This window comes from Mycobacterium sp. GA-0227b (genome assembly GCF_001499855.1).
In the GTDB taxonomy this organism is placed as follows: Bacteria; Actinomycetota; Actinomycetes; order Mycobacteriales; family Mycobacteriaceae; genus Mycobacterium.
This window is the reverse complement of the sequence record NZ_LQIK01000012.1, coordinates 106,844-126,623: the sequence shown is the minus strand read 5'-3', so window position 1 is coordinate 126,623 and position 19,780 is coordinate 106,844. Positions and strand designations below refer to the sequence as shown.

General features: G+C 67.6%; 21 protein-coding genes. 9 read left to right on the top strand and 12 right to left on the bottom strand.

Annotated features, from left to right (window positions below; translation table 11 throughout):
• Positions 1–33 precede the first annotated feature (33 nt).
• The 6 genes from AU185_RS11010 to AU185_RS10985 form a co-directional block, all read right to left on the bottom strand.
• On the bottom strand, positions 34–708 hold the full coding sequence (locus AU185_RS11010) for a methyltransferase family protein (RefSeq protein WP_059098390.1): 675 nt from the start codon (positions 706–708) through the stop codon (positions 34–36).
• 2 nt (positions 709–710) lie between these two features.
• Positions 711–1,385 (bottom strand): methyltransferase family protein, encoded by a 675-nt coding sequence (locus AU185_RS11005; RefSeq protein WP_059097867.1) that lies wholly within the window; start codon positions 1,383–1,385, stop codon positions 711–713.
• Positions 1,386–1,400: 15 nt separating this feature from the next.
• Positions 1,401–3,017: an ABC transporter permease gene (locus AU185_RS11000; RefSeq protein WP_059097866.1), complete on the bottom strand. Its 1,617-nt coding sequence runs from the start codon at positions 3,015–3,017 to the stop codon at positions 1,401–1,403.
• Entirely contained in the window at positions 3,014–3,952 is a 939-nt protein-coding gene (locus AU185_RS10995; protein ID WP_059097865.1) for an ABC transporter ATP-binding protein, read from the bottom strand. Before AU185_RS10995 ends, AU185_RS11000 begins: the two co-directional genes overlap by 4 nt.
• Positions 3,915–4,610, bottom strand: coding sequence for a TetR/AcrR family transcriptional regulator (locus tag AU185_RS10990; protein ID WP_059097864.1), 696 nt, complete (start codon positions 4,608–4,610; stop codon positions 3,915–3,917). Before AU185_RS10990 ends, AU185_RS10995 begins: the two co-directional genes overlap by 38 nt.
• Before the next feature lie 116 nt (positions 4,611–4,726).
• Positions 4,727–5,386: an O-methyltransferase gene (locus tag AU185_RS10985; protein WP_059097863.1), complete on the bottom strand. Its 660-nt coding sequence runs from the start codon at positions 5,384–5,386 to the stop codon at positions 4,727–4,729.
• A gap of 175 nt (positions 5,387–5,561) precedes the next feature.
• Between AU185_RS10985 and sigE the strand changes: the two genes are divergently transcribed.
• From sigE to tatB, 4 genes are all read left to right on the top strand, one after another.
• Entirely contained in the window at positions 5,562–6,326 is a 765-nt protein-coding gene (gene sigE / locus AU185_RS10980; protein WP_059097862.1) for an RNA polymerase sigma factor SigE, read from the top strand.
• A gap of 76 nt (positions 6,327–6,402) precedes the next feature.
• Positions 6,403–6,798 (top strand): anti-sigma E factor RseA, encoded by a 396-nt coding sequence (gene rseA / locus AU185_RS10975; RefSeq protein WP_059097861.1) that lies wholly within the window; start codon positions 6,403–6,405, stop codon positions 6,796–6,798.
• A gap of 69 nt (positions 6,799–6,867) precedes the next feature.
• Positions 6,868–8,358, top strand: a complete 1,491-nt coding sequence (gene htrA, locus AU185_RS10970) for a serine protease HtrA (RefSeq protein WP_059097860.1) — start codon at positions 6,868–6,870, stop codon at positions 8,356–8,358.
• 3 nt (positions 8,359–8,361) lie between these two features.
• Positions 8,362–8,781, top strand: a complete 420-nt coding sequence (tatB, locus tag AU185_RS10965) for a Sec-independent protein translocase protein TatB (protein WP_059097859.1) — start codon at positions 8,362–8,364, stop codon at positions 8,779–8,781.
• A gap of 16 nt (positions 8,782–8,797) precedes the next feature.
• On the opposite strand, the gene AU185_RS10960 is transcribed toward tatB, so the two are convergent.
• From AU185_RS10960 to AU185_RS10940, 5 genes are all read right to left on the bottom strand, one after another.
• Complete coding sequence (locus AU185_RS10960; protein WP_502687763.1) at positions 8,798–9,571, bottom strand: VldE C-terminal domain-containing protein; 774 nt, start codon at positions 9,569–9,571, stop codon at positions 8,798–8,800.
• Positions 9,504–10,646, bottom strand: coding sequence for an Mrp/NBP35 family ATP-binding protein (locus tag AU185_RS10955; RefSeq protein ID WP_059097858.1), 1,143 nt, complete (start codon positions 10,644–10,646; stop codon positions 9,504–9,506). Before AU185_RS10955 ends, AU185_RS10960 begins: the two co-directional genes overlap by 68 nt.
• Positions 10,647–10,680: 34 nt before the next feature.
• Entirely contained in the window at positions 10,681–12,096 is a 1,416-nt protein-coding gene (locus AU185_RS10950) for a lytic transglycosylase domain-containing protein (protein WP_082683840.1), read from the bottom strand.
• Between the two features lie 78 nt (positions 12,097–12,174).
• Complete coding sequence (locus tag AU185_RS10945) at positions 12,175–12,726, bottom strand: DUF1003 domain-containing protein (RefSeq protein ID WP_059097857.1); 552 nt, start codon at positions 12,724–12,726, stop codon at positions 12,175–12,177.
• The gene (locus AU185_RS10940; protein WP_059097856.1) at positions 12,723–14,015 is read right to left on the bottom strand and encodes a magnesium transporter MgtE N-terminal domain-containing protein; all 1,293 of its coding nucleotides are present in this window, start codon (positions 14,013–14,015) and stop codon (positions 12,723–12,725) included. The genes AU185_RS10945 and AU185_RS10940 overlap by 4 nt, the downstream gene beginning before the upstream one ends.
• Positions 14,016–14,040: 25 nt before the next feature.
• Between AU185_RS10940 and AU185_RS10935 the strand changes: the two genes are divergently transcribed.
• The gene (locus tag AU185_RS10935; protein ID WP_156425479.1) at positions 14,041–15,009 is read left to right on the top strand and encodes an HpcH/HpaI aldolase/citrate lyase family protein; all 969 of its coding nucleotides are present in this window, start codon (positions 14,041–14,043) and stop codon (positions 15,007–15,009) included.
• 16 nt (positions 15,010–15,025) lie between these two features.
• On the opposite strand, the gene AU185_RS10930 is transcribed toward AU185_RS10935, so the two are convergent.
• Positions 15,026–15,730 (bottom strand): DUF4190 domain-containing protein, encoded by a 705-nt coding sequence (locus AU185_RS10930; protein WP_082683838.1) that lies wholly within the window; start codon positions 15,728–15,730, stop codon positions 15,026–15,028.
• Positions 15,731–15,835: 105 nt separating this feature from the next.
• On the opposite strand from AU185_RS10930, the gene AU185_RS10925 reads away from it, so the two are divergent.
• The 4 genes from AU185_RS10925 (at position 15,836) to AU185_RS10910 (ending at position 19,779) form a co-directional block, all read left to right on the top strand.
• Positions 15,836–16,360 carry a YflT domain-containing protein gene (locus AU185_RS10925; RefSeq protein ID WP_059097855.1) on the top strand — a complete coding sequence of 175 codons (525 nt, stop codon included), beginning with the start codon at positions 15,836–15,838 and terminating at the stop codon, positions 16,358–16,360.
• Positions 16,361–16,592: 232 nt separating this feature from the next.
• Positions 16,593–17,990, top strand: a complete 1,398-nt coding sequence (locus AU185_RS10920; RefSeq protein ID WP_059098385.1) for an ABC transporter substrate-binding protein — start codon at positions 16,593–16,595, stop codon at positions 17,988–17,990.
• A 41-nt stretch (positions 17,991–18,031) separates the two neighbouring features.
• A complete protein-coding gene (locus AU185_RS10915) occupies positions 18,032–18,934 on the top strand; it encodes a carbohydrate ABC transporter permease (RefSeq protein ID WP_172800283.1) in 903 nt (300 codons plus the stop codon).
• Positions 18,934–19,779, top strand: coding sequence for a carbohydrate ABC transporter permease (locus tag AU185_RS10910; protein ID WP_059097853.1), 846 nt, complete (start codon positions 18,934–18,936; stop codon positions 19,777–19,779). Before AU185_RS10915 ends, AU185_RS10910 begins: the two co-directional genes overlap by 1 nt.
• Position 19,780: the final 1 nt, after the last annotated feature.

The window sequence follows — 19,780 nt, the reverse complement described above, 5'->3', positions numbered from 1 at the left end:
TGCTTCCGCTTGCGCCGGGCGGACCACCAAACTTCACCAGACGTAGGGCACCAAACGGTAGCGCACCTTCTGCATGTACTCGCGGTAGCCGGCCAGGTCTCGTTTGAGTAGAGCCTCCTCGTCGCCGATTCGAAGTACGAGGATCGCGAGGCCGACGGGGACGAACACCAAACCCCACCAGGAGCCCAGCGCGAGCGGCACGCCGGCCATCAGGATCACATTGCCGAAGTACATCGGGTGCCGGACGAATCCATACCAGCCGGTGGATGACAGCTGTTGACCCGACTCGACGGTGACATTTGCTGCGGCATAACCATTCTGAATGGTCACCAGCATCGCGATGGTGAGCCCGCTTGCGACGAGGACAAGTCCGGCCACCGAAACGACGGCGGGCACCGACGACCATCCGAAGCGGAAGTCCAGCGCGCTCACCGCGATCATGGCGGCCATCGAGATGAAGGCGATGGCGATGATGAGTTTCTGCAGGGGTCGTGTCTCAGCTTGCGGGCCCGCTTGCATACGACGGCGCAGCGCCTCCGGATTCCGTTTTGCCAGATAGCCGCTCGGTATCAGGGTGGCCGTGGCGAACACCGCAATGAACGCCCAACCGCGCCAGTAGTCGAACGTACCCGCAGGGCCGAACACCAGGAGGCCGAACACGATGAAGCCGGCAAGAGACGTAACTATTGCCTGGACAGTGGTTTTCATCGTCACCACACCCCCGGCACCAGGCGGTAGTGCACTTTCTCGGTGTACTCGCTGTACCCGTGGAGTTCCTCTCGCAACGCCTTCTCCTCGTCGATGATGCGGGCTGCGAAGACGAGGGCGCCCGGAATCACCATGAGCAAGCTCCAGTACGAGCCCAGGGCAAGTGGCATGCCCAACGTCATGATCAGCGCCCCGGCGTACATCGGATGCCGCACAACGCCGTACAGACCCGTCGACACGACCGGTTGCTCATCCTCGACGGTGATCGTCGCTGCGGCATAGTTGTTCTGGATCACCACCAGCTCGGACAAGCCCAGGCCCGCCAATACCAGTACGTTGCCGATCACGACAACCGCAGTCGGCACCGTCGACCAACCGAAGCGATAGTCAAGGGCACTGAGGACCCCGACGGCGACAACCGACACGATGATGCCGACCGTGATCAGCTTTTGCGCCGGCCGGGTCTCCGCCCAGGGCCCTGATGTCATGCGACGCTGTAAGGCTTCGGGATACTTCACCGCCAGGTACACGGTCGGCACCATGGTGCCGACGAGGAAAACGGCGATGAAAACCCATGCCTGCCAATAGTCGAACGTCCCTGCGGGCAAGAACAGCACCACACCCATGAACAGGATTGCCCCGAGCGTCGACGCCAGTAGTTGAAGAGCGACCTTCACGGTTCCTCCTAGTCCTCAGACCACGTCGCGCCGGCGGTACAACGCGCCCGCGATCAACATCAGGGCCCCTGCGACGACGACCATCACGGCCAGCGCGGTGACCGGGTAGTCCATCGGCGCGGTGGTGCGCCCGACCGGCGAGAGGTCGATCAGCCACTGCGGCAAGCGCAACAGCGCTCCGAGATACAGCGAGACGACGACGAACGCCACCGCCAGCCAGCCGATCCAGGGTCGCCGCACTGCGACGGCGAGGGCGGCGATCCCTGCCATCACCGCCATGGCGGGCACGAAGGCCAACCCGGCCAGGGTCAGCCGCAGCACGGTGGCCGGTTCACCGACCGTGATGCCCGCGCCCAGCCCGTTGCCGAGACCGGCGGCCACCATCAGCACGGTCGAGCCCAGCAGCGCCGAGCCGACGGCCGTCGACAGCCAGTGCCACCGCGACACCGAGCCGGCCAACACCGCCTCGCCGAACCCTTTGACCTCGTCTGCGTACACCCGCAGCACCGCGCCGACGACGTACGCGCTCGCCGCCGCCGCGAGGAACTGCGTCATGGTGGTGTGGACGCTGTCGGTGCCCTGCTGGGCGATGACCCGCTGGATCATCTCGTTGTTTTCCGCCGCGTCGAGCAGCGACTTCGTCATCGACCCGAATGCAAGTCCGCCCAGGAACAGTCCGATCGTCCAGCCGACGGTCTGGCCGCGTTGCAGCGTCAGGTGCAGGGCCAGCACGCCCGTGATCGGACGGGCGTCGGGGCGCTCGCCGGTGGACGGCAGGGTGCCGTCGTCGTACTGGCGTCTGCTCTCCAGCACGGCGGTCAGCGCCATCAGGGCCACGGTCAATGCGACCAGTAGGGCGAACGGCCACCACCGCAGATCGACGAAGGAGCGCATCTGTTGCGCCCATGCAACCGGGGAGAACCAACTCAGCACGCTGCCCGAGTTGTCGATGACGTCACCGATGCCGCGCACCAGGGCAGCGACCGCCAGCGTCGCCATCGCTGCGCCGGTCGCGGTGCGCGCTTGTCGCCACAGCTGTGCGGTGACGGCAGCCACCGCGCCGAACACCATGGCCACCCCGGTGACACCGAGGCACATCGCCGCGGTGTCGACGAGCCCAAAGCCGGTGGCCGCCATCGCCAGAGTCATCGTCACCGCCAGCACGGCGTTGACCGCGCCGACGAGGATCAGCGCGGCTGCGGTGCGGGCGTACCGGCCGACGACCGACGACAACACCAACTCCGCTGCGCCGCTTTCCTCCTCGGCGCGCGTATGACGAATGACGGTGAGAATGGCGAGAATCGACGTCGCGACGATCAACGTCAGCATCAGCTCGTTGGCCATCATCGCGCCGAGGTCGGTCTCGTTGCTGCCGAACATCGGCCCGCCCATCATGATCCCTGCGGGCGTCTTCATCAGGTCGACCCGGGCCAGGCGTTGCGCCTCTTCGGGGTAGGCCAGCTTTATCGCGCCCGGCGCGTAAACCATCAGCGACGTCAGCACCGCTATCCAGACACCGAGCCGGACCCGGTCGCGGTGCAACGCGAGTCGCAGCAGCTTGGCGGTTCCGGTCCACGCGCCGCTTGCCGTGCCGTGCCGCGTCGTGGTCGGTGCGTCGACCGTGGCAGTCATCGATCGACCCCCTGATACTCACGCAGGAACAAGTCCTCCAGCGAGGCCGGCGTGACCGTCAGGTCGATGATCCCCAGATCGCTGACGAAGGCCATCGCGTGGTCGAGGTCGTTGCGGTCGACCGAGAAGACGTAATGGCCGTCCCTGACCGCGAAGTCGTGGACGAAGGGTGCGCCGCGCAGCCGCTGGCCGTCGTGGCGGGTGCGCAAAGTCACGGTCGTGCGCATCAGGTGGCGCAGCTCGTCGAGGGCGCCGGCCCGCACTGTGCGCCCTGCGCGGATGATCGTCACGCTGTCACAGAGCTTTTCGACCTCGGCCAGGATGTGGCTGGACAGCAGCACCGCGGCACCGCGGTCGGCGACTTCACCGACACACTGTTGAAATGCCTTCTCCATCAACGGGTCCAGGCCGGATGTCGGCTCGTCGAGAATGTAGAGTTCGGCGTTGGTCGAGAACGCGGCGACGATGGCGACCTTCTGCCGGTTGCCCTTGGAGTAGGTGCGCGCCTTCTTGTGCGGGTCGAGTTCGAAGCGGTCGATCAGCTGATCCCGGCGGGTCGTGTCGACTCCGTTGCCGCGGAGGCGGACCAGAAAGTCGATCGCTTGCAGGCCGGTCAGGTTGGGCCACAGCGTCACATCGCCGGGGACATAGGCGATACGGCGATGCAACTCCACCGCGTCGTGCCACGGATCGCCGCCGAGCAGCCGCACCGCGCCCCGGTCTGCCCGCAGCAGTCCGAGCAGCACGCGGATCGTGGTCGACTTGCCCGCGCCGTTCGGTCCGAGAAACCCGGTGATCTGACCCGGTGCGACGGTCAGATCCAACCCGTCGAGCGCCTTGGTTCGGCCGAACGATTTTGACAAGCCGCGGATTTCGACTGCCGGACCACCGCCGGCGTCAACCCGCTGCAGGGGCTTGGCTGGTTGAGCCGTCATCGCCGTCTCCTTCTCGGGGTGTGCTGAACGGGATACCTTTTTTGCGCTGCTCGAGGAACGCGTCGTACATCTTCGAGTCCGTCATCAGCCCTTCGGTGTAGAGCTCGAGCGCGGGCAGCATCATCTCCTCGCCGTAGTCGCGAAGCACCTCGCGCAGATCGGTGGAGGGGTGCAGTTGCAGATACAGCAGGAAGCTGCCGCCGCTCGACATCGACAGGAAGCGGGCTCTGGCCCGGGGGTCACGGCTCGGCTTGAGCAGACCGGAGCGCACGCCCTCATCCAGGTACTGCTCCGCGTTGCCGATCATCTGTTGCCAGAAGGTGTTCGAGAGCTCGCTGCCCGACTGCATGCTGCGCACCAGATACGCCATCAGCGGCGCGTACGACTCGATCTCGGACATCTGCGCGAGCCAGGTCGCCGGATCGCCGCTCTGCAGCGACTCCGACTTGGCCTCGCGGATCACTTCAGCGACGTAGTCGTCACAGGCCTTGCGCAGGCGTTGCTTGGAGCCGAAGTGGTGAATGACCAGCGCGGCCGACACCCCGGCGGCCTCGGCGACCGCCCGCAGTCCGACGTTGAACCCCTGCTCGCCCCACTGCTCGATCGCGGCGTCGCGGATCCTCGCCACCGCCGTTCGGTCGTTCGAAGCTGAACGCATGTTCAGTAGATTAAACGCGCGTTCAGCCAGCGGTCAAGGGGGTGGCGCCATCAGCCGCAGATTGCCCAAGAAGCACCCCGAAAAGGGGCAGGTCACGTGTGCTCGGCGAGGAGTGCTCAGTCGCGGGCGGCCGCGAGCAGGCCGTCGCCCAGCGGCACCAGCACCGGGGTGAGCCGCTCGTCCTCGGCGATCAGCCGAGCAGCCTCCCGCACCGCCATGACCTCGGCATCGTTGGCCGTGGCGTCACCGGCGCGCCCGCCCAGCGCCGCGCGGTGCAGGACGATCGCCCCGCCCGGGCGCAGCAACCGGACGCCTTCGGCGACGAACTGCGGCTGGTCCACCGGATCGGCGTCGACGAACACCAGGTCGTAGGACTCGTCGGCGAGGCGGGTCAACACCTCCTGGGCGCGGCCGCTGATCAACCGGCTTCGTCCCGGCCCGATACCGGCTTCAGTGAACGCCTGCTTGGCGATGCGCTGGTGTTCGGGTTCGACATCGATTGTGGTCAGCACGCCGTCCTCGCGCATGCCCGACAGCAGCCACAGGCCGCTGACCCCTGCGCCGGTGCCGACCTCGACGACGGCCCTGGCGGCGGTCAACTTGGCGAACACGCACAGCAACGCGCCCACCGCGGGGGACACGGCGCCCGCCCCGATGTCGAGGGCGCGTTCCCGGGCGGCAGCGACGATGGCGTCCTCTGAGATGGACTGCTCGGCATGAGAGACGATGGCGTCGGCACGGCTGTGCGGTCCGATGACGTCGTCGGTGCCGGCCATTCCCGCAGCGTAGCCAACCGGCATCGGCCAGCATCGCGACACGCCCGTTGCCGAACGCCGGATCGAGCCGAATTTGTGGGATTCGTGCAGGTCGAAAGTGGGTAGAGAAGCATTCTCAGGAAATGTTCAGTTTGCTCATATGCCAAGCACGGAACGGTCGGCGACGGTATGTCCCATGGAAAACGGCGAACGCTGGCTTTCAGGGCAGGAACACGGGAATACCTATGTGGGTCTCCACGTTGCCGCCAATAACGAGCCGCCGCGCCGTGATGGCGGCTGTGACCAGGAGGATCTGACGACCACCATCAAGACGGCTCCGGTTTCCATGGCCCACCTCGAGCAGTTCGCGGATGGGGAGTGGGTTGAGCCCTCGGATGAACTGACCGGCACCGCGGTGTTCGACGCCACCGGTGACAAAGCGACGATGCCGTCGTGGGACGAACTGGTGCGCCAGCACGCCGATCGGGTGTACCGGCTGGCCTACCGCCTGGCGGGCAACCAGCACGACGCCGAGGACCTCACCCAGGAAACGTTCATCAGGGTGTTCCGGTCGTTGCAGAACTATCAGCCCGGCACGTTCGAAGGCTGGCTGCACCGCATCACCACGAACCTGTTCCTCGACATGGTGCGCAGGCGCGGCCGCATCCGCATGGAGGCGCTGCCCGAGGACTATGACCGCGTCCCCGCCGACGACCCGAACCCCGAGCAGATCTATCACGACTCGCGGCTCGGCCCCGATCTGCAGGCCGCGCTGGACTCACTGCCGCCGGAGTTCCGCGCCGCGGTCGTGCTCTGCGACATCGAGGGATTGTCCTACGAGGAGATCGGCGCGACGCTCGACGTCAAGTTGGGTACGGTGCGCAGCCGTATCCACCGCGGTCGGCAGGCACTTCGCGACTATCTGGCCACCCACAGCGAAATCTCGGCCCAGACGGCCTGAGGTTCGCGGCGTTCCGGACCCCGCGCCGCGCTACATTCGAGTGAGCACCGTGACACGACGCGAGAGGAGCTGGGCGATGGTCGAGCCGGGACACGTGTTCCGCCGCGCCTTCTCATGGTTGCCCACTCAGTTCGCCTCCCAGAGTGACGCGCCGGTCGGGCCGCGGCAGTTCGGCTCCACCGAGCACCTGTCCACCGAGGCCATCGCCGCCTTCGTGGACGGCGAACTGCGGCTGACTCCACATCTGCGTGCGGCCCACCACTTGTCGCTGTGCCCCCAGTGCGCAGCCGAGGTCGACGCCCAGCGGCAGGCCCGCGCGGCGTTGCGGGATTCGCGACCCATCGTCGTGCCGAGCTCGCTGCTCGGCCTGTTGTCCGAGATCCCGCACCATGCTCCGCCGGAGCCGCCCGTCGAGACGCAGCGGTCACAGTTTGCTGACAGTGCAGAGCGTCCACGGCGTAAGCGCCGGTAGGGTAAATGCGAAGACGAGCAGGGTTCTGCGCCGGCGATTGCGGGCGCCTTCACAGAGGGTGATATACGGGTGACCAATCTCGACCAGACCGGGCGTGAGCGCTTGGAGCCGCGTCCTGTCTCCCGTCCGCCCGTCGACCCGTCGGCGCAACGCGCATTCGGCAGGCCCGACGGGGTTCGAGGTTCGTTCGTGGGCCTGGAGAAGTACCGCGACCAAGGCGAGTTCACCCCGACGGACCAGCCGCCCGACCCGGTGTTGGCCGAGGCGTTCGGCAGGCCGTATGCCGGCGGTGACTCACTGCAGCGCCATCCGGCCGACGCGGGCGCGCTCGATGCCGAACGCGAGGCGCAGGAGCCCGATGAGCTCGCCGATCCATGGCGTGATCCGTCCGCTCCGGCGGCCCTCGGCGCCCCGGCGGTGCACGAGCCGCCGCGCGCTCCGGGGAACGCGATGACCGGCAAGCTGGGCGTGCGCGACGTGTTGTTCGGCGGCCGGGTGTCCTACGTCGCGTTGGCCGTGCTCGCGATCGTCGCACTGGTGATCGGCTTCGCCGGCGGCTGGGTGGGCCGCAAGACCGCCGAGGTGGTCGAGGCGTTCACCACGTCGAAGGTCACGCTCAACACCTCCGACAGCGGCCCGCCACCCGAAGGACGGATCGCCAAAGTCGCTGCAGCGGTTGCCGATTCGGTTGTCACCGTGGAGGCGACCAGCGATCAGGAAGGCTCGCAGGGCTCCGGCGTCGTCATCGACGGCCGCGGTTACATCGTGACCAACAACCACGTGATCTCCGAGGCGGCGAACAACCCGAGCAAGTACAAGATGAAAATCGTCTTCAACGACGGCAAGGAAGTGCCCGCCAACCTCGTCGGCCGCGATCCCAAGACCGACCTCGCCGTGCTGAAGGTCGACAATGTCGACAACCTGACCGTCGCGCAGATGGGTGACTCGGACAAGCTGCGCGTCGGCGACGAGGTGATCGCCGCGGGCGCCCCGCTGGGCTTGCGCAGCACCGTCACCGCGGGCATCATTAGCGCCTTGCACCGCCCGGTGCCGCTGTCCGGCGACGGCTCGGACACCGACACGGTGATCGACGGCCTGCAGACCGACGCGCCGATCAACCACGGCAACTCCGGCGGCCCGCTGATCGACATGAACGGCAACGTGATCGGCATCAACACCGCGGGCAAATCGCTTTCGGAAAGCGCCAGTGGTCTCGGGTTCGCTATCCCGGTCAACGAGGTCAAGGCGGTCGTCGACTCGCTGATCCGCGACGGCAAGATCGCCCACCCGACGCTTGGCCTGACCGCGCGTTCGGTCAGCAACGACATCGCTTCGGGTGCGCAGGTGGCCAACGTCAAAGCCGGCAGCCCCGCGGAGAAGGCGGGCATCCTGGAGAACGACGTCGTGGTCAAGGTCGGCGATCGCACCGTGGCCGACGCCGACGAATTCGTCGTCGCGGTGCGTCAGCTGAAGATCGGCCAGGACGCGCCGATCGAGGTGATGCGCGACGGTCGTCGGGTGACGTTGACCGTCAACCCGGGTCCCGACAACACCGCTTAACCGATGTTCGCCAACCTCGGCTGGGGCGAGATGCTGATCCTGGTGATCGCCGGTCTGGTGATCCTCGGGCCGGAGCGACTGCCCGGTGCGATTCGCTGGACGTCGGGTGCGCTGCGGCAGGCCCGCGACTACATCAGCGGCGCCACCAGCCAACTGCGCGACGACCTCGGACCCGAGTTCGAGGACCTGCGTGAGCCGCTGAGCGAGCTCAACAAACTGCGCGGCATGAGCCCGCGCGCGGCACTCACCAAGCATCTGCTCGACGGCGACGACTCCCTGTTCACCGGAAAGTTCGACCGTTCCGTGGACGACAAACCGGACGACAAACCGGTCAGCCCGCACGCGCCGACTCCCCAGATACCGCCTGCCGCACCGGGCCAGCCGGAAACATCCGCGACACCGTTCGACAGCGACGCGACCTAGCTCCGCGGCCGCGGGCTCAGATGAAGTACTGCTCGTCCCCGGTGGGGTATCCGCCGCCGTTGGTGGCGATGTGGATGTGGTCGAAGTGGTTGGCGGTCTCGTTTCCGTAGTCCGCCGTCCAACTCGGGGCGCCGACGCCGGGGTAGAAGCCCTGGCGCCAGATCACGTGGATCACGCCCCAGCGTTTCGCATTCGCCAACGCGTACCCGGCGATCTGGTTGCCGAGCGCGATGCCCTCCTCGCTGCCGTGGTTCGGGATCATCACGTCGATCGCCAAGCCGTTGGGATGCCACGGCAGCGGGTCCTGGCGGTGTCCGCCGATCGTAGTGACCTCCGGGAACAACACGCTGATGGCGCGGGCCACCCGGATCGTGTTGACCTGCAGCCCGTCTTCGGGCGCGACGCCGGCCGGCAACGCGAACCGGGTCGCCGTGCTGGCGACCGGAGCGCTGGCTGCCATCAACTCGGCTTCGGTGAGACGGGGTACCCGCGGCGGCGCACCGACAGGGGCAGCTTCCTGACTCTCGACCGGCGCTGCGGCGGCATTCGGTTTCGGTGGCTCTGCGGTCTGGGCGTAGAACAACGCGGCCGAAACCGCGATCGAGGTCGCCAAGGCCAGCAACTTGCCGCGCCCGTTGGCTAACAACCTCCTACCCACGATCAGCACTTTAACGCCCGGCCCGACATGGTGTGACCTACTTCGATGCTCGAGACCGGAACCGTTATCGGCCGGCAGGGTCCAGCCCCAGCGACATGCCGGCCAGCCCGCGCCTGCGGCTGGAAAGGGCATCGGCGACGCTGCGCAACTCCTTGCCCGCGGCCGAGTCCGGCGCCGACAGCACCAGCGGAACACCGGAGTCGCCGGCTGTCACCAGCGCCGGGTCGAGCGGCACCTGGCCCAGCAACGGCACGTCGGCGCCGACCGCGCGCGACAGCCGCTCGGCGACCTGCCTGCCGCCACCCTCGCCGAAGATCTGCATGGTCGTACCGTCGGGCAGCAGCAGCCCGGACATGTTCTCCACCACGCCGACGATGCGCTGACGGGTCTGCAGCGCGATCGCTCCGGCCCGCTCGGCCACCTCGGCGGCGGCCAGCTGCGGCGTCGTCACCACCAGGATCTCCGCGCCCGGGATCAACTGGGCCACCGAGATCGCGACGTCGCCCGTGCCCGGCGGCAGGTCGAGCAGCAGCACATCCAGATCGCCCCAGTACACATCGGCGAGGAACTGCTGCAGTGCCCGGTGCAGCATCGGCCCGCGCCACACCACCGGGGTGTTGCCCTGGGTGAACATGGCGATGGAAATGACACGCACGTCGTGGGCGACCGGCGGCACGATCATCGACTCGACCTGAACGGGCCGATCGGTGGTGCCCATCATGCGCGGGACGGAATGCCCGTAGATATCGGCGTCCAGGACGCCGACCGACACCCCACGCGCGGCCATCGCCGCCGCCAGGTTCACCGTCACGCTGGACTTGCCCACGCCGCCCTTGCCGGACGCCACCGCATAGACCCGGGTCAACGAGCCGGGTTGGGCGAACGGGATGACCGGCTCACGCGCATCGCCGCGTAGTTGCTTGCGCAATTCGGTGCGTTGTTCGTCGTTCATCACGTCGAGGCTGACCCGGACGGCGCCGGTGCCGGGGACGTCGGCGACTGCGCGGCTGACCTGATCGGAGATCTCGGTCTTCTTCGGGCACGCGGCAGTCGTCAGATACACCTCGACATGGACCGCGCTGTCGGGCTCGACCGTGACGTTTTTGACCATGCCCAGTTCGGTGATCGGCCGCCGCAGCTCGGGGTCGATCACCTTGGCGAGCGCGCGACGAACCGCGGCTTCCAAGTCAGGGGGTGATTGAGACATCACCGTCGAGTCTAGGCCGACTCGACGGCGGTCTTTAACCGACCGGTCCGGGCGCCGGTCCCGGCTGAGGTCCCGGTGCCGGGGCCTGTGCGGGTGCCGGCGGGGCGGCGGCCGGTGCGGGGCCCGGCGCAGGCGCCATCGGATTCGGCGCTGCCTGTGGCGCCAGTGGAGCCGGGCCGGGCGGGACCAACGGCTGGGCAACCGGCGGCCCGGCGAGCGCCGGCTGCAGCGGCGGTGCCGGGTTGTCCTCGATGCAGAACACCGCGCACTCGGGTCGCGGCGGTGGCTGCATCCACGGCGGCGTCCACGGCGGCGGTTGCGGCGGAGCCAGTGGCGCGGCCGGTCCCTGCGGCATGGGTCCGGGCAGCGGGCCGAGCCGCTGGCCGGGCGCACCGATCTGGCTGGCGACCGAATCGCGTTCGAGCAGCGGCATCAGCGCCATCGGGTCGTTCGCGGGCAGGCCGAGCGCGTTGATCGGCAGGCCGGGGCCGAGACCCTCGTACTCGTGGAGTTCGGTGAGATGCACGTCGTCGCCGGTCTCACCCAGCGTGGGAACCGAGCCGGTGATCGGTGGCAGGTCCATCGGCACCACACCGGTTGCATAGGCGGCCGCCCAGCCCAGCACATTGCGGGCGTAAGCCACCGAGTTGTTGTAGCGCAGGATCGCCGACATCACATGGGACTGGTCGCGCAGGTTCAGGTTGCCGCTGCACAGGTAGCGGGCCGCGGCCAGGCTCGCGTCGAAGAGGTTCTGCACTTCGGCCTTGCCGTCGCCGTCGCCGTCGGAGGCGTAGCGCGACCAGGTGCCGGGCAGGAACTGCATGGGGCCCATGGCGCGGGCGTAGGTGATGCGATCGGCCGTGCGGCTTTGCACGATGACCTCGTTGCCGGGCAGCGTGCCGTCCAGCGCGGGTCCGAAGATCGGCCGGATCGCGGTACCGCGGGCATCGGTGGCGCCGCCGTTGGCGTGCATCGACTCGATGCGGCCGATCCCGGCCAGCAGGTTCCAGCTCACTCCGCAGGCCGGATAGGCCGCGGCCATCATCCGTTCGGCGTTGCGGTAAGCCGACAGGGCCATCGCCGGAATGCCAAGAGCACCAGGGGAATTGACTATTGCGGCGGGCGGGGGAGCCGCCACTGTCGAGGCGGCGATGTGGAAAGCCGAGGGCGCCTTGGTCACCGCGACCACCGACGCCCCGGATCTATTGCCGGGCGACGGTTCGACGGCGGCCAGCGGGGTCACCGCGGCATCGCTGAACGGTGTGCGCGGCGACGGGGCGGATGCGCCGACACTGCCGGCCAGGACGACGGGGGTGATGATCGCGACGCCGAGGCCCGCGCGCATGCGGTTGGCGGACGCCAGCTTCCGCAGTCGGGGGCCCGAAGCGGTCACCACGCCCCCCGCTCGGCGCCGCACGGCCCTGAGGGCGGCTCCTCCCCTTATGTGCACTCAACCGTCCTTGGTCTGCGATCGCTTGTGAACCAAGTCACCATACCTACTCGGCTCCGCGCGCGTTGAGCAATGGTGTTAGCTGCCCGCACTCGACTTCTTGGCCCGCCGGTCACCCGCTTCGGGCCGGCCGGCACCGTCGTCAGCCGCATCGGGCGCCGGAGGCTGCAACTGGGCCAGCATCTCGCGCATCTCCTCGAGCTCCCGCCGCAGGTAGTCGCGGGTCACGACCTCGCCGACGGCCAATCGCAACGCCGCCAGTTCGCGGGCCAGGTACTCGGTGTCGGACTTGGTCTGCAGCGCGCGCCTGCGGTCCTCTTCGAGCGAGACCCGGTCCCGGTTTTCCTGGCGGTTTTGCGCCAGCAGGATCAGCGGCGCCGCGTACGCCGCCTGAGTGGAGAACGCCAGGTTGAGCAGGATGAACGGATACGGGTCCCAGCGCAGGCCGACGGCGAACAGGTTCAGCAAGATCCAGACGATCACGATGATCGTCTGCCACGCCAGGTACCGCCCGGTGCCCAGGAACCGGGCAATGGACTCGCTGAAGTTCCCGACCGCCTCGGGATCGACGTTGAAGGAGAACCGCCGCCGCGACGCCAGCGGCGTGTCGAGTCGGCCGCGGTCGGTCATGTGGCCCCCTCGGCGCCGGTGAGCTCCGGCTCTTCGGTCTCCCGCCAGTCGTGGGGCAGCAGATGGTCGAGCACGTCATCGACCGACACGGCGCCCAACAGGTGGTTCTGCTCGTCGACCACCGGCCCGCAGACCAGGTTGTAGGCGGCGAAGTAGCGGGTCACCGCCGCCAGGGAGTCCTCCGGGTCGAGATTCGGCAGATCGGTGTCGATGATCCCACTGACCAGATCGGCGGGCGGCTCACGCAGCAGCCGTTGCAGGTGCACGCAACCGAGGTAGTGGCCGGTCGGCGTGGCCGTCGGGGGGCGCGCCACGAACACCAGCGACGCCAGCGCCGGGGTCAGGTCGGGGTCGCGGACGCGGGCCAGCGCCTCGGCGACCGTAGTGTCGGGGGCCAGCACCACCGGCTCGGACGTCATCAGCCCGCCGGCGGTGTCGGGGGAGTGCGACAGCAGCCGCCGCACGTCCTCGGAGTCCTCGGGATCCATCCGCCGCAGGAACTGCTCGGCATCCACCGGCGTCATCGACCCCAGCAGGTCGGCGGCGTCGTCGGGGTCCATCGCCTCGAGCACGTCGGCGGCCCGGTCGGCGGTCAGCCGCTTGAGGACATCGGTCTGGTCGTCTTCGGGCAGCTCCTGGAGCACGTCGGCCAGCCGCTCGTCGTCCAGGGCGTTGACCACCTCATAGCGGCGCTTGGCCGGCAGTTCCCGGATGGCCTCGGCGACCTCGACCGCCCGCTGGCCCTCGAACTGCTCGAGCAGTTGCGCCACGCCCTGATCGGGCATCGCCAGACCGGACGGCGTCAGGCCATGCACGTGCTGCCAGTCGACGACGTGCATGTTGCTTCGCCGGCCCAGCCGTCGATGCGAGCGCACCGCCACCTTGGTGACCATCCAGTCGCGGGTGCGCGTCTGCTCGATGCCGAGGTCCACCACGATCACGTCGAGGTTCGCCAGCTGCGGCAGGTCGGGATCGTCGACGCGCACGCGTGTTTCGATGACCTGCCCCAGCACCAGCACCTCTCCGGGACGCTGCGCGAACCGGCGAAGCGACACACTGCCGGTGGCAAGCGTCACGGCACCGGGTTCGATCGACGTCACCCGCAGAATCGGTACGAAAATCCTTCGCCGCGTGAGCATTTCGACGACCAAGCCGAGCACCCGGGGCTGCTGGCGCACGAGACTGATGCTGATCACGACATCGCGGACTCGGCCGATGGACTCCCCATCGGGGCCCAACACCACCATTCCCGCGAGTCGGGCCGCATAGACCCTGTTCACCGCCGCCATGACTCAAAGGGTAGAGAGTGTTGTTGTGGAAAACCGGTATCGACCCCGCCGAACGGTGCTTTCCGTTCCCGGGAGCAGCGCGAAGATGGTCGAGAAAGCGAAATCCCTGGCCGCCGACGAGGTGTTCCTCGATCTCGAGGACGCGGTCGCGCCGGACGCCAAGGCCGAGGCCCGTACCCGGGTGGCGACCGCGCTGGCCGAGCCGGGCTGGGCCGGTCAACTGCGCGGTGTGCGGGTCAACGACTGGACAACGCCCTGGACGTACGCCGACATCATCGAGGTGGTGTCGACGGTTGCTTCGTCACCGGACGCGGCGCTGGACATCGTGGTCCTGCCCAAGGTCACCGACGCTTCTCATATCCACGCACTGCACCTGTTGCTGAACCAACTCGAGACCACCCATGGACTGCCGGTCGGCGGCATCGGGATCGAGGCGCAGATCGAGAATGCGCAGGGGCTCACCAACATTGACGAGATCGCCGCCGCGCCGCGGGTGCAGGCGCTGGTGCTCGGACCCGCCGACATGGCGGCCAGCCTGAACATGCGCACGCTGGAGGTCGGTGAGCAACCGGAGGGTTACGACGTCGGCGATGCGCACCACCACGTGCTGATGCGAATCCTCATCGCCGCGCGGACCCACGGCGTGCTCGCCATCGACGGCCCGTATCTGAAGATCCGCGACGTCGATGGCTTCCGCCGGGTTGCCGGTCGCTCCGCCGCGCTGGGCTACGACGGCAAATGGGTGCTGCACCCCGACCAGATCGCCGCGGGCAACGAGATTTTCAGCCCGCGGCAGGCGGACTTCGACCACGCCGAGTTGATCCTCGAGGCCTACGAGTGGCACACCTCGCGCGCGGGCGGGGCCAGGGGAGCCGTCATGCTGGGCGACGAGATGATCGACGAGGCGAGCCGGAAAATGGCCTTGGTGATCGCCGGAAAGGGCCGCGCTGCAGGCATGCAACGCCAGGGGGAGCCGTTCCGCCCGACGGAGTGACGCTACGGCTCAGCGCTCAAGTGCCCAGCATGGCGATGGCCAGGATGACGTTGAAGAGAAACGTCGCTGCGCCGACGGCGATGCCCGCGATGGCCAACCCGCGGCCGCCCTCACCGGTTTCCTTGATCTGGTTGAGCGCGACGATGCCCAGCACGATGCCGATGATGGCGCCGATGCCGCACAGAATGCCGACCAGCGAGGCCACCAGCGAGCCGATGGCCATCCCGTTCGTCTTGTCCTGTGGTGGCAGGCCGTAGCCGCCGGCATAGCCGGTCGCGCCGTACCCGCCGGGTGCGCCGTAGGGCGAGCCACCGTACGGAGCTGCGCCGTAGGGCGGCGGCGGATACGCCTGCCCGAAGGTGGACGGGTCGGAGTACGGCGGATAGCCGCCTGACGGCGGGGGGTAGCCGCCCGACGGGGGCGGGTAGCCACCTTGGGGCGGCGGCGGGTAACCGGACGGCGGGGGATAGCTCGGCGGGTAACCGGACGGAGTCTCGTATGGTGCGCCGTAGGCCGGCGGGCTGTAGCCGGGTTGCCCCGGCATTTCGTACGGTGCGGAAGCCTGTCCGCCCTCGGTCTGCCCGCCCTGGCTCTGCGCTGCGGCCTGGTCCGTGGACTGCTCGATCGATGGCGCTTCTGAGCCGCTGGAAGTCGGTTCCGACGCACCGCTGGCGGCGTCGGATGATGACGTTTGTCTCGCGTCGTCGCCGGGATTTGTCATGCTGTCAACCTAGCGCACCCGCCGGGCACGATCGCGGCTCTCGCAGCGTTGATCCTGGTGAATGCGACAGTGCGATCGGGCGCGAAAAGAGGAGATGGAGCAGCGATGACCAGTCCGTTTCAGCCTGGACAGACCCCGGGCGCAACGCCCGGCGCAGCCGGTGTCGGGCGTGGCCCCGCCAGCCTGCCGACCCCGCCGAAGGGCTGGCCGGTCGGCTCGTACCCGACCTACGCCGAGGCCCAGCGCGCCGTCGACTACCTGTCCGACCAGGAATTCCCGGTACAGCAGGTGACGATCGTCGGCGTGGACCTCATGCAGGTCGAGCGGGTCACCGGCAGGCTGACGTGGCCGAAGGTGCTCGGTGGTGGTGTGCTGACCGGCGCCTGGCTGGGCCTGTTCATCGGCCTGATCCTGGGATTCTTCAGCCCCAGCCCGTGGGGTGCGTTGGCCACCGGTCTGATCGCCGGTGTGTTCTTCGGCCTCATCACTTCGGCCATCCCGTATGCGATGGCACGCGGCACAAGAGATTTCAGCTCGACACTGCAATTGGTCGCCGGTCGCTACGACGTGCTGTGCGATCCGCAGAACGCCGAGCGCGGCCGGGATCTGCTGGCGCGCTTGACCATCTGACGGCTGCTCCTCTAGCCGCGAGGGTGCGTGTTTGCTGCGGGACACGTCGCGATCGGTCGAAAGTTTGCGCCCGCTCAAGATTGCGTAACGGTGCACGACGCGCGCGCCTGAGGTGTTGCAAACCACGTGGTTGTGGCAATACGGTTTGCGCGCGGGACATTCCCGACGGAGTCGCTCCGGCGGCGACATCGGAGGCGGACGGAGGCGGGTGGTGCGCTCCCCGAACTTGCGCATGGGCCCACGGCGGCTAGGCGCTGCGGCGGTCGCGGCACTGACGACGGCGTCAATGCTGACGGCTTGCGGTTCGGACAGCCGCGGCATCGTGATCAACTACTACACCCCGGCCAACGAGGGGCAGACCTTCACCGCAGTCGCACAGCGGTGCAACGAAGAACTCGGCGGCCGGTTCACCATCCAACAGATCAGCTTGCCCAAGAGCGCCGACGAGCAGCGACTCCAGCTCGCGCGGCGGCTCACCGGAAACGACAAGACCCTCGACGTGATGGCGCTCGACGTCGTGTGGACGGCCGAGTTCGCCGAAGCCGGTTGGGCATTGCCGCTTTCCGACGATCCGGCCGGTCTTGCCGAGGCCGACGCGACGGCCAACACGCTGCCCGGTCCGCTGGAGACCGCCACCTGGCAGGGCAAGCTGTACGCCGCGCCGATCACCACCAACACCCAATTACTCTGGTACCGCGCCGATCTCATACCGCAGCCACCGGCAACCTGGGACGCCATGGTCGCCGAGGCGACGCGGCTGCACGCCGCGGGTGAGCCGAGCTGGATTGCGGTACAAGGAAAGCAGTACGAGGGCCTGGTCGTCTGGTTCAACACCCTGCTGGAAAGTGCTGGCGGACAGGTGCTTTCCGACGACGGTGAAACCGTCACGCTGACCGACACTCCCGAGCATCGGGCTGCCACGGTCAAGGCGCTGCAGATCATCAAAGACGTCGCCACCGCACCCGGCGCGGACCCGTCGGTGACCCAGACAGATGAAACCACCGCACGCCTGGCACTCGAACAAGGCAACGCGGCGCTCGAGGTGAACTGGCCGTATGTGCTTCCGTCACTGCTCGAAAACGCGGTCAAAGGCGGCGTGTCGTTCCTGCCCCTCAACGAGGACCCCGCGCTCGCCGACAGCATCAACGACGTCGGAACGTTCTCCCCGACCGACGAGCAGTTCGAGGCCGCGTTCGAGGCGAGCAAGAAGGTGTTCGGGTTCGCCCCGTACCCCGGTGTGCGACCGGGCGAGCAGGCCAAAGTCACCATCGGCGGTTTGAACCTCGCCGTCGCGAGGACGACGCAGCACAAAGCCGAGGCGTTCGAGGCCATTCGGTGCCTGCGTAATGTCGAGAACCAACGGTTCACGTCGGTGGAAGGCGGTCTGCCGGCCGTGCGGACGTCGCTGTACAGCGATCCGGCATTCCAGTCGAAATACCCGCAGTACGAGATCATCCGCGACCAACTCACCAACGCCGCGGTCCGGCCTGCCACGCCGGTCTATCAAGCGGTGTCGACGCGTATTTCGGCCACGCTGGCGCCAATCACCGACATAGACCCCGAGCACACCGCCGACGACCTCACCGAGCAGGTGCAGAAGGCCATCGACGGTAAGGGACTGATCCCATGACCGCGCCGCCGGCGACCACGACGTCGAAGGTCACCCCGGCCATGTCCGCTCCGGCCACGGCCGGCAGCCAGAACACCCGCTCGGAGCGCAGGCTGGCGTTCCTTCTGGTCTCTCCCGCGGTCCTGCTGATGCTCGCGGTCACCGGCTATCCGATCGGCTATGCGGTCTGGCTGAGCTTGCAGCGCAACAACATGGCGGCGCCACACGACACCGCGTTCATCGGCCTGGAAAACTACGTCACCATTCTCACCGACGGGTACTGGTGGACGGCGCTTTTCGTCACGCTCGCCATCACCGTCGTCTCGGTCGCCATCGAGTTCGTGCTCGGCATGGCACTGGCACTGGTGATGCACCGCACCATCTTCGGCAAGGGCGTCGTGCGCACCGCGATCCTCATCCCGTACGGAATCGTCACGGTCGCCGCGTCGTACAGCTGGTACTACGCGTGGACGCCGGGCACCGGCTATCTGGCGAACCTGCTGCCCGAGGGCAGCGCCCCGCTGACCGAACAGATCCCGTCGCTGGCGATCGTGGTACTCGCCGAGGTGTGGAAGACGACGCCGTTCATGGCGCTGCTGCTGCTGGCCGGGTTGGCGTTGGTGCCACAGGATCTGCTCAACGCCGCACAGGTCGACGGCGCCGGTGCGTGGAAGCGGCTCATCAAGGTCATCCTGCCGCTGATCAAGCCGGCGATCCTGGTGGCGCTGCTGTTCCGCACCCTCGATGCGTTCCGCATCTTCGACAACATCTACATCCTCACCGGCGGCGCGAACAACACCGGTTCGGTGTCGATCCTCGGTTACGACAACTTGTTCAAGGCGTTCAACGTGGGCCTGGGATCGGCGATCAGCGTGCTGATCTTCCTGTGCGTGGCGATCATCGCGTTCATCTACATCAAGATCTTCGGCGCAGCGGCGCCCGGGGCGGCGGAGGAGCGTCGCTGATGGCCGAGCGGGTCGGTGCAACGCGGGCGACCGGTTGGACCGTCGTCAACATCCTGGTGGTCGTCTATGCGCTCCTTCCGGTGCTGTGGATCCTCTCGCTGTCACTGAAACCGACGTCGAGTGTCAAGGACGGCAAGCTGATTCCGGCCGAAATCACGTTCGACAACTACAAGGCGATCTTCGCGGGCGGCAACAACGGGGCCTTCACCTCGGCGTTGATCAACTCGATAGGCATCGGCCTGATCACCACCGTCATCGCGGTGGTGGTCGGCGGCATGGCCGCATACGCGGTCGCGCGGCTCGACTTCCCCGGCAAACAGCTGCTGATCGGCATCGCGCTGCTGATCGCGATGTTTCCCCACATCTCGCTCGTCACACCGATTTTCAACATCGAACGCGCGGTCGGCCTGTTCGACACCTGGCCCGGCCTGATCATCCCGTACATCACCTTCGCGCTGCCGCTGGCGATCTACACACTGTCGGCCTTCTTTCGCGAGATCCCCTGGGACCTTGAGAAGGCCGCCAAGATGGACGGCGCCACACCGTCGCAGGCGTTCCGCAAAGTCATCGCGCCGCTGGCCGCGCCGGGCATCGTCACCGCGGCGATCCTGGTGTTCATCTTCGCGTGGAACGACCTGCTGCTCGCCTTGTCGCTGACCGCGACCCAGCGGGCGATCACCGCGCCCGTGGCGATCGCGAACTTCACCGGCAGTTCGCAATTCGAGGAGCCGACCGGATCGATCGCGGCGGGCGCGATGGTGATCACGATCCCGATCATCGTCTTCGTCCTCATCTTCCAACGACGGATCGTCGCCGGACTGACATCCGGCGCGGTGAAGGGATAGT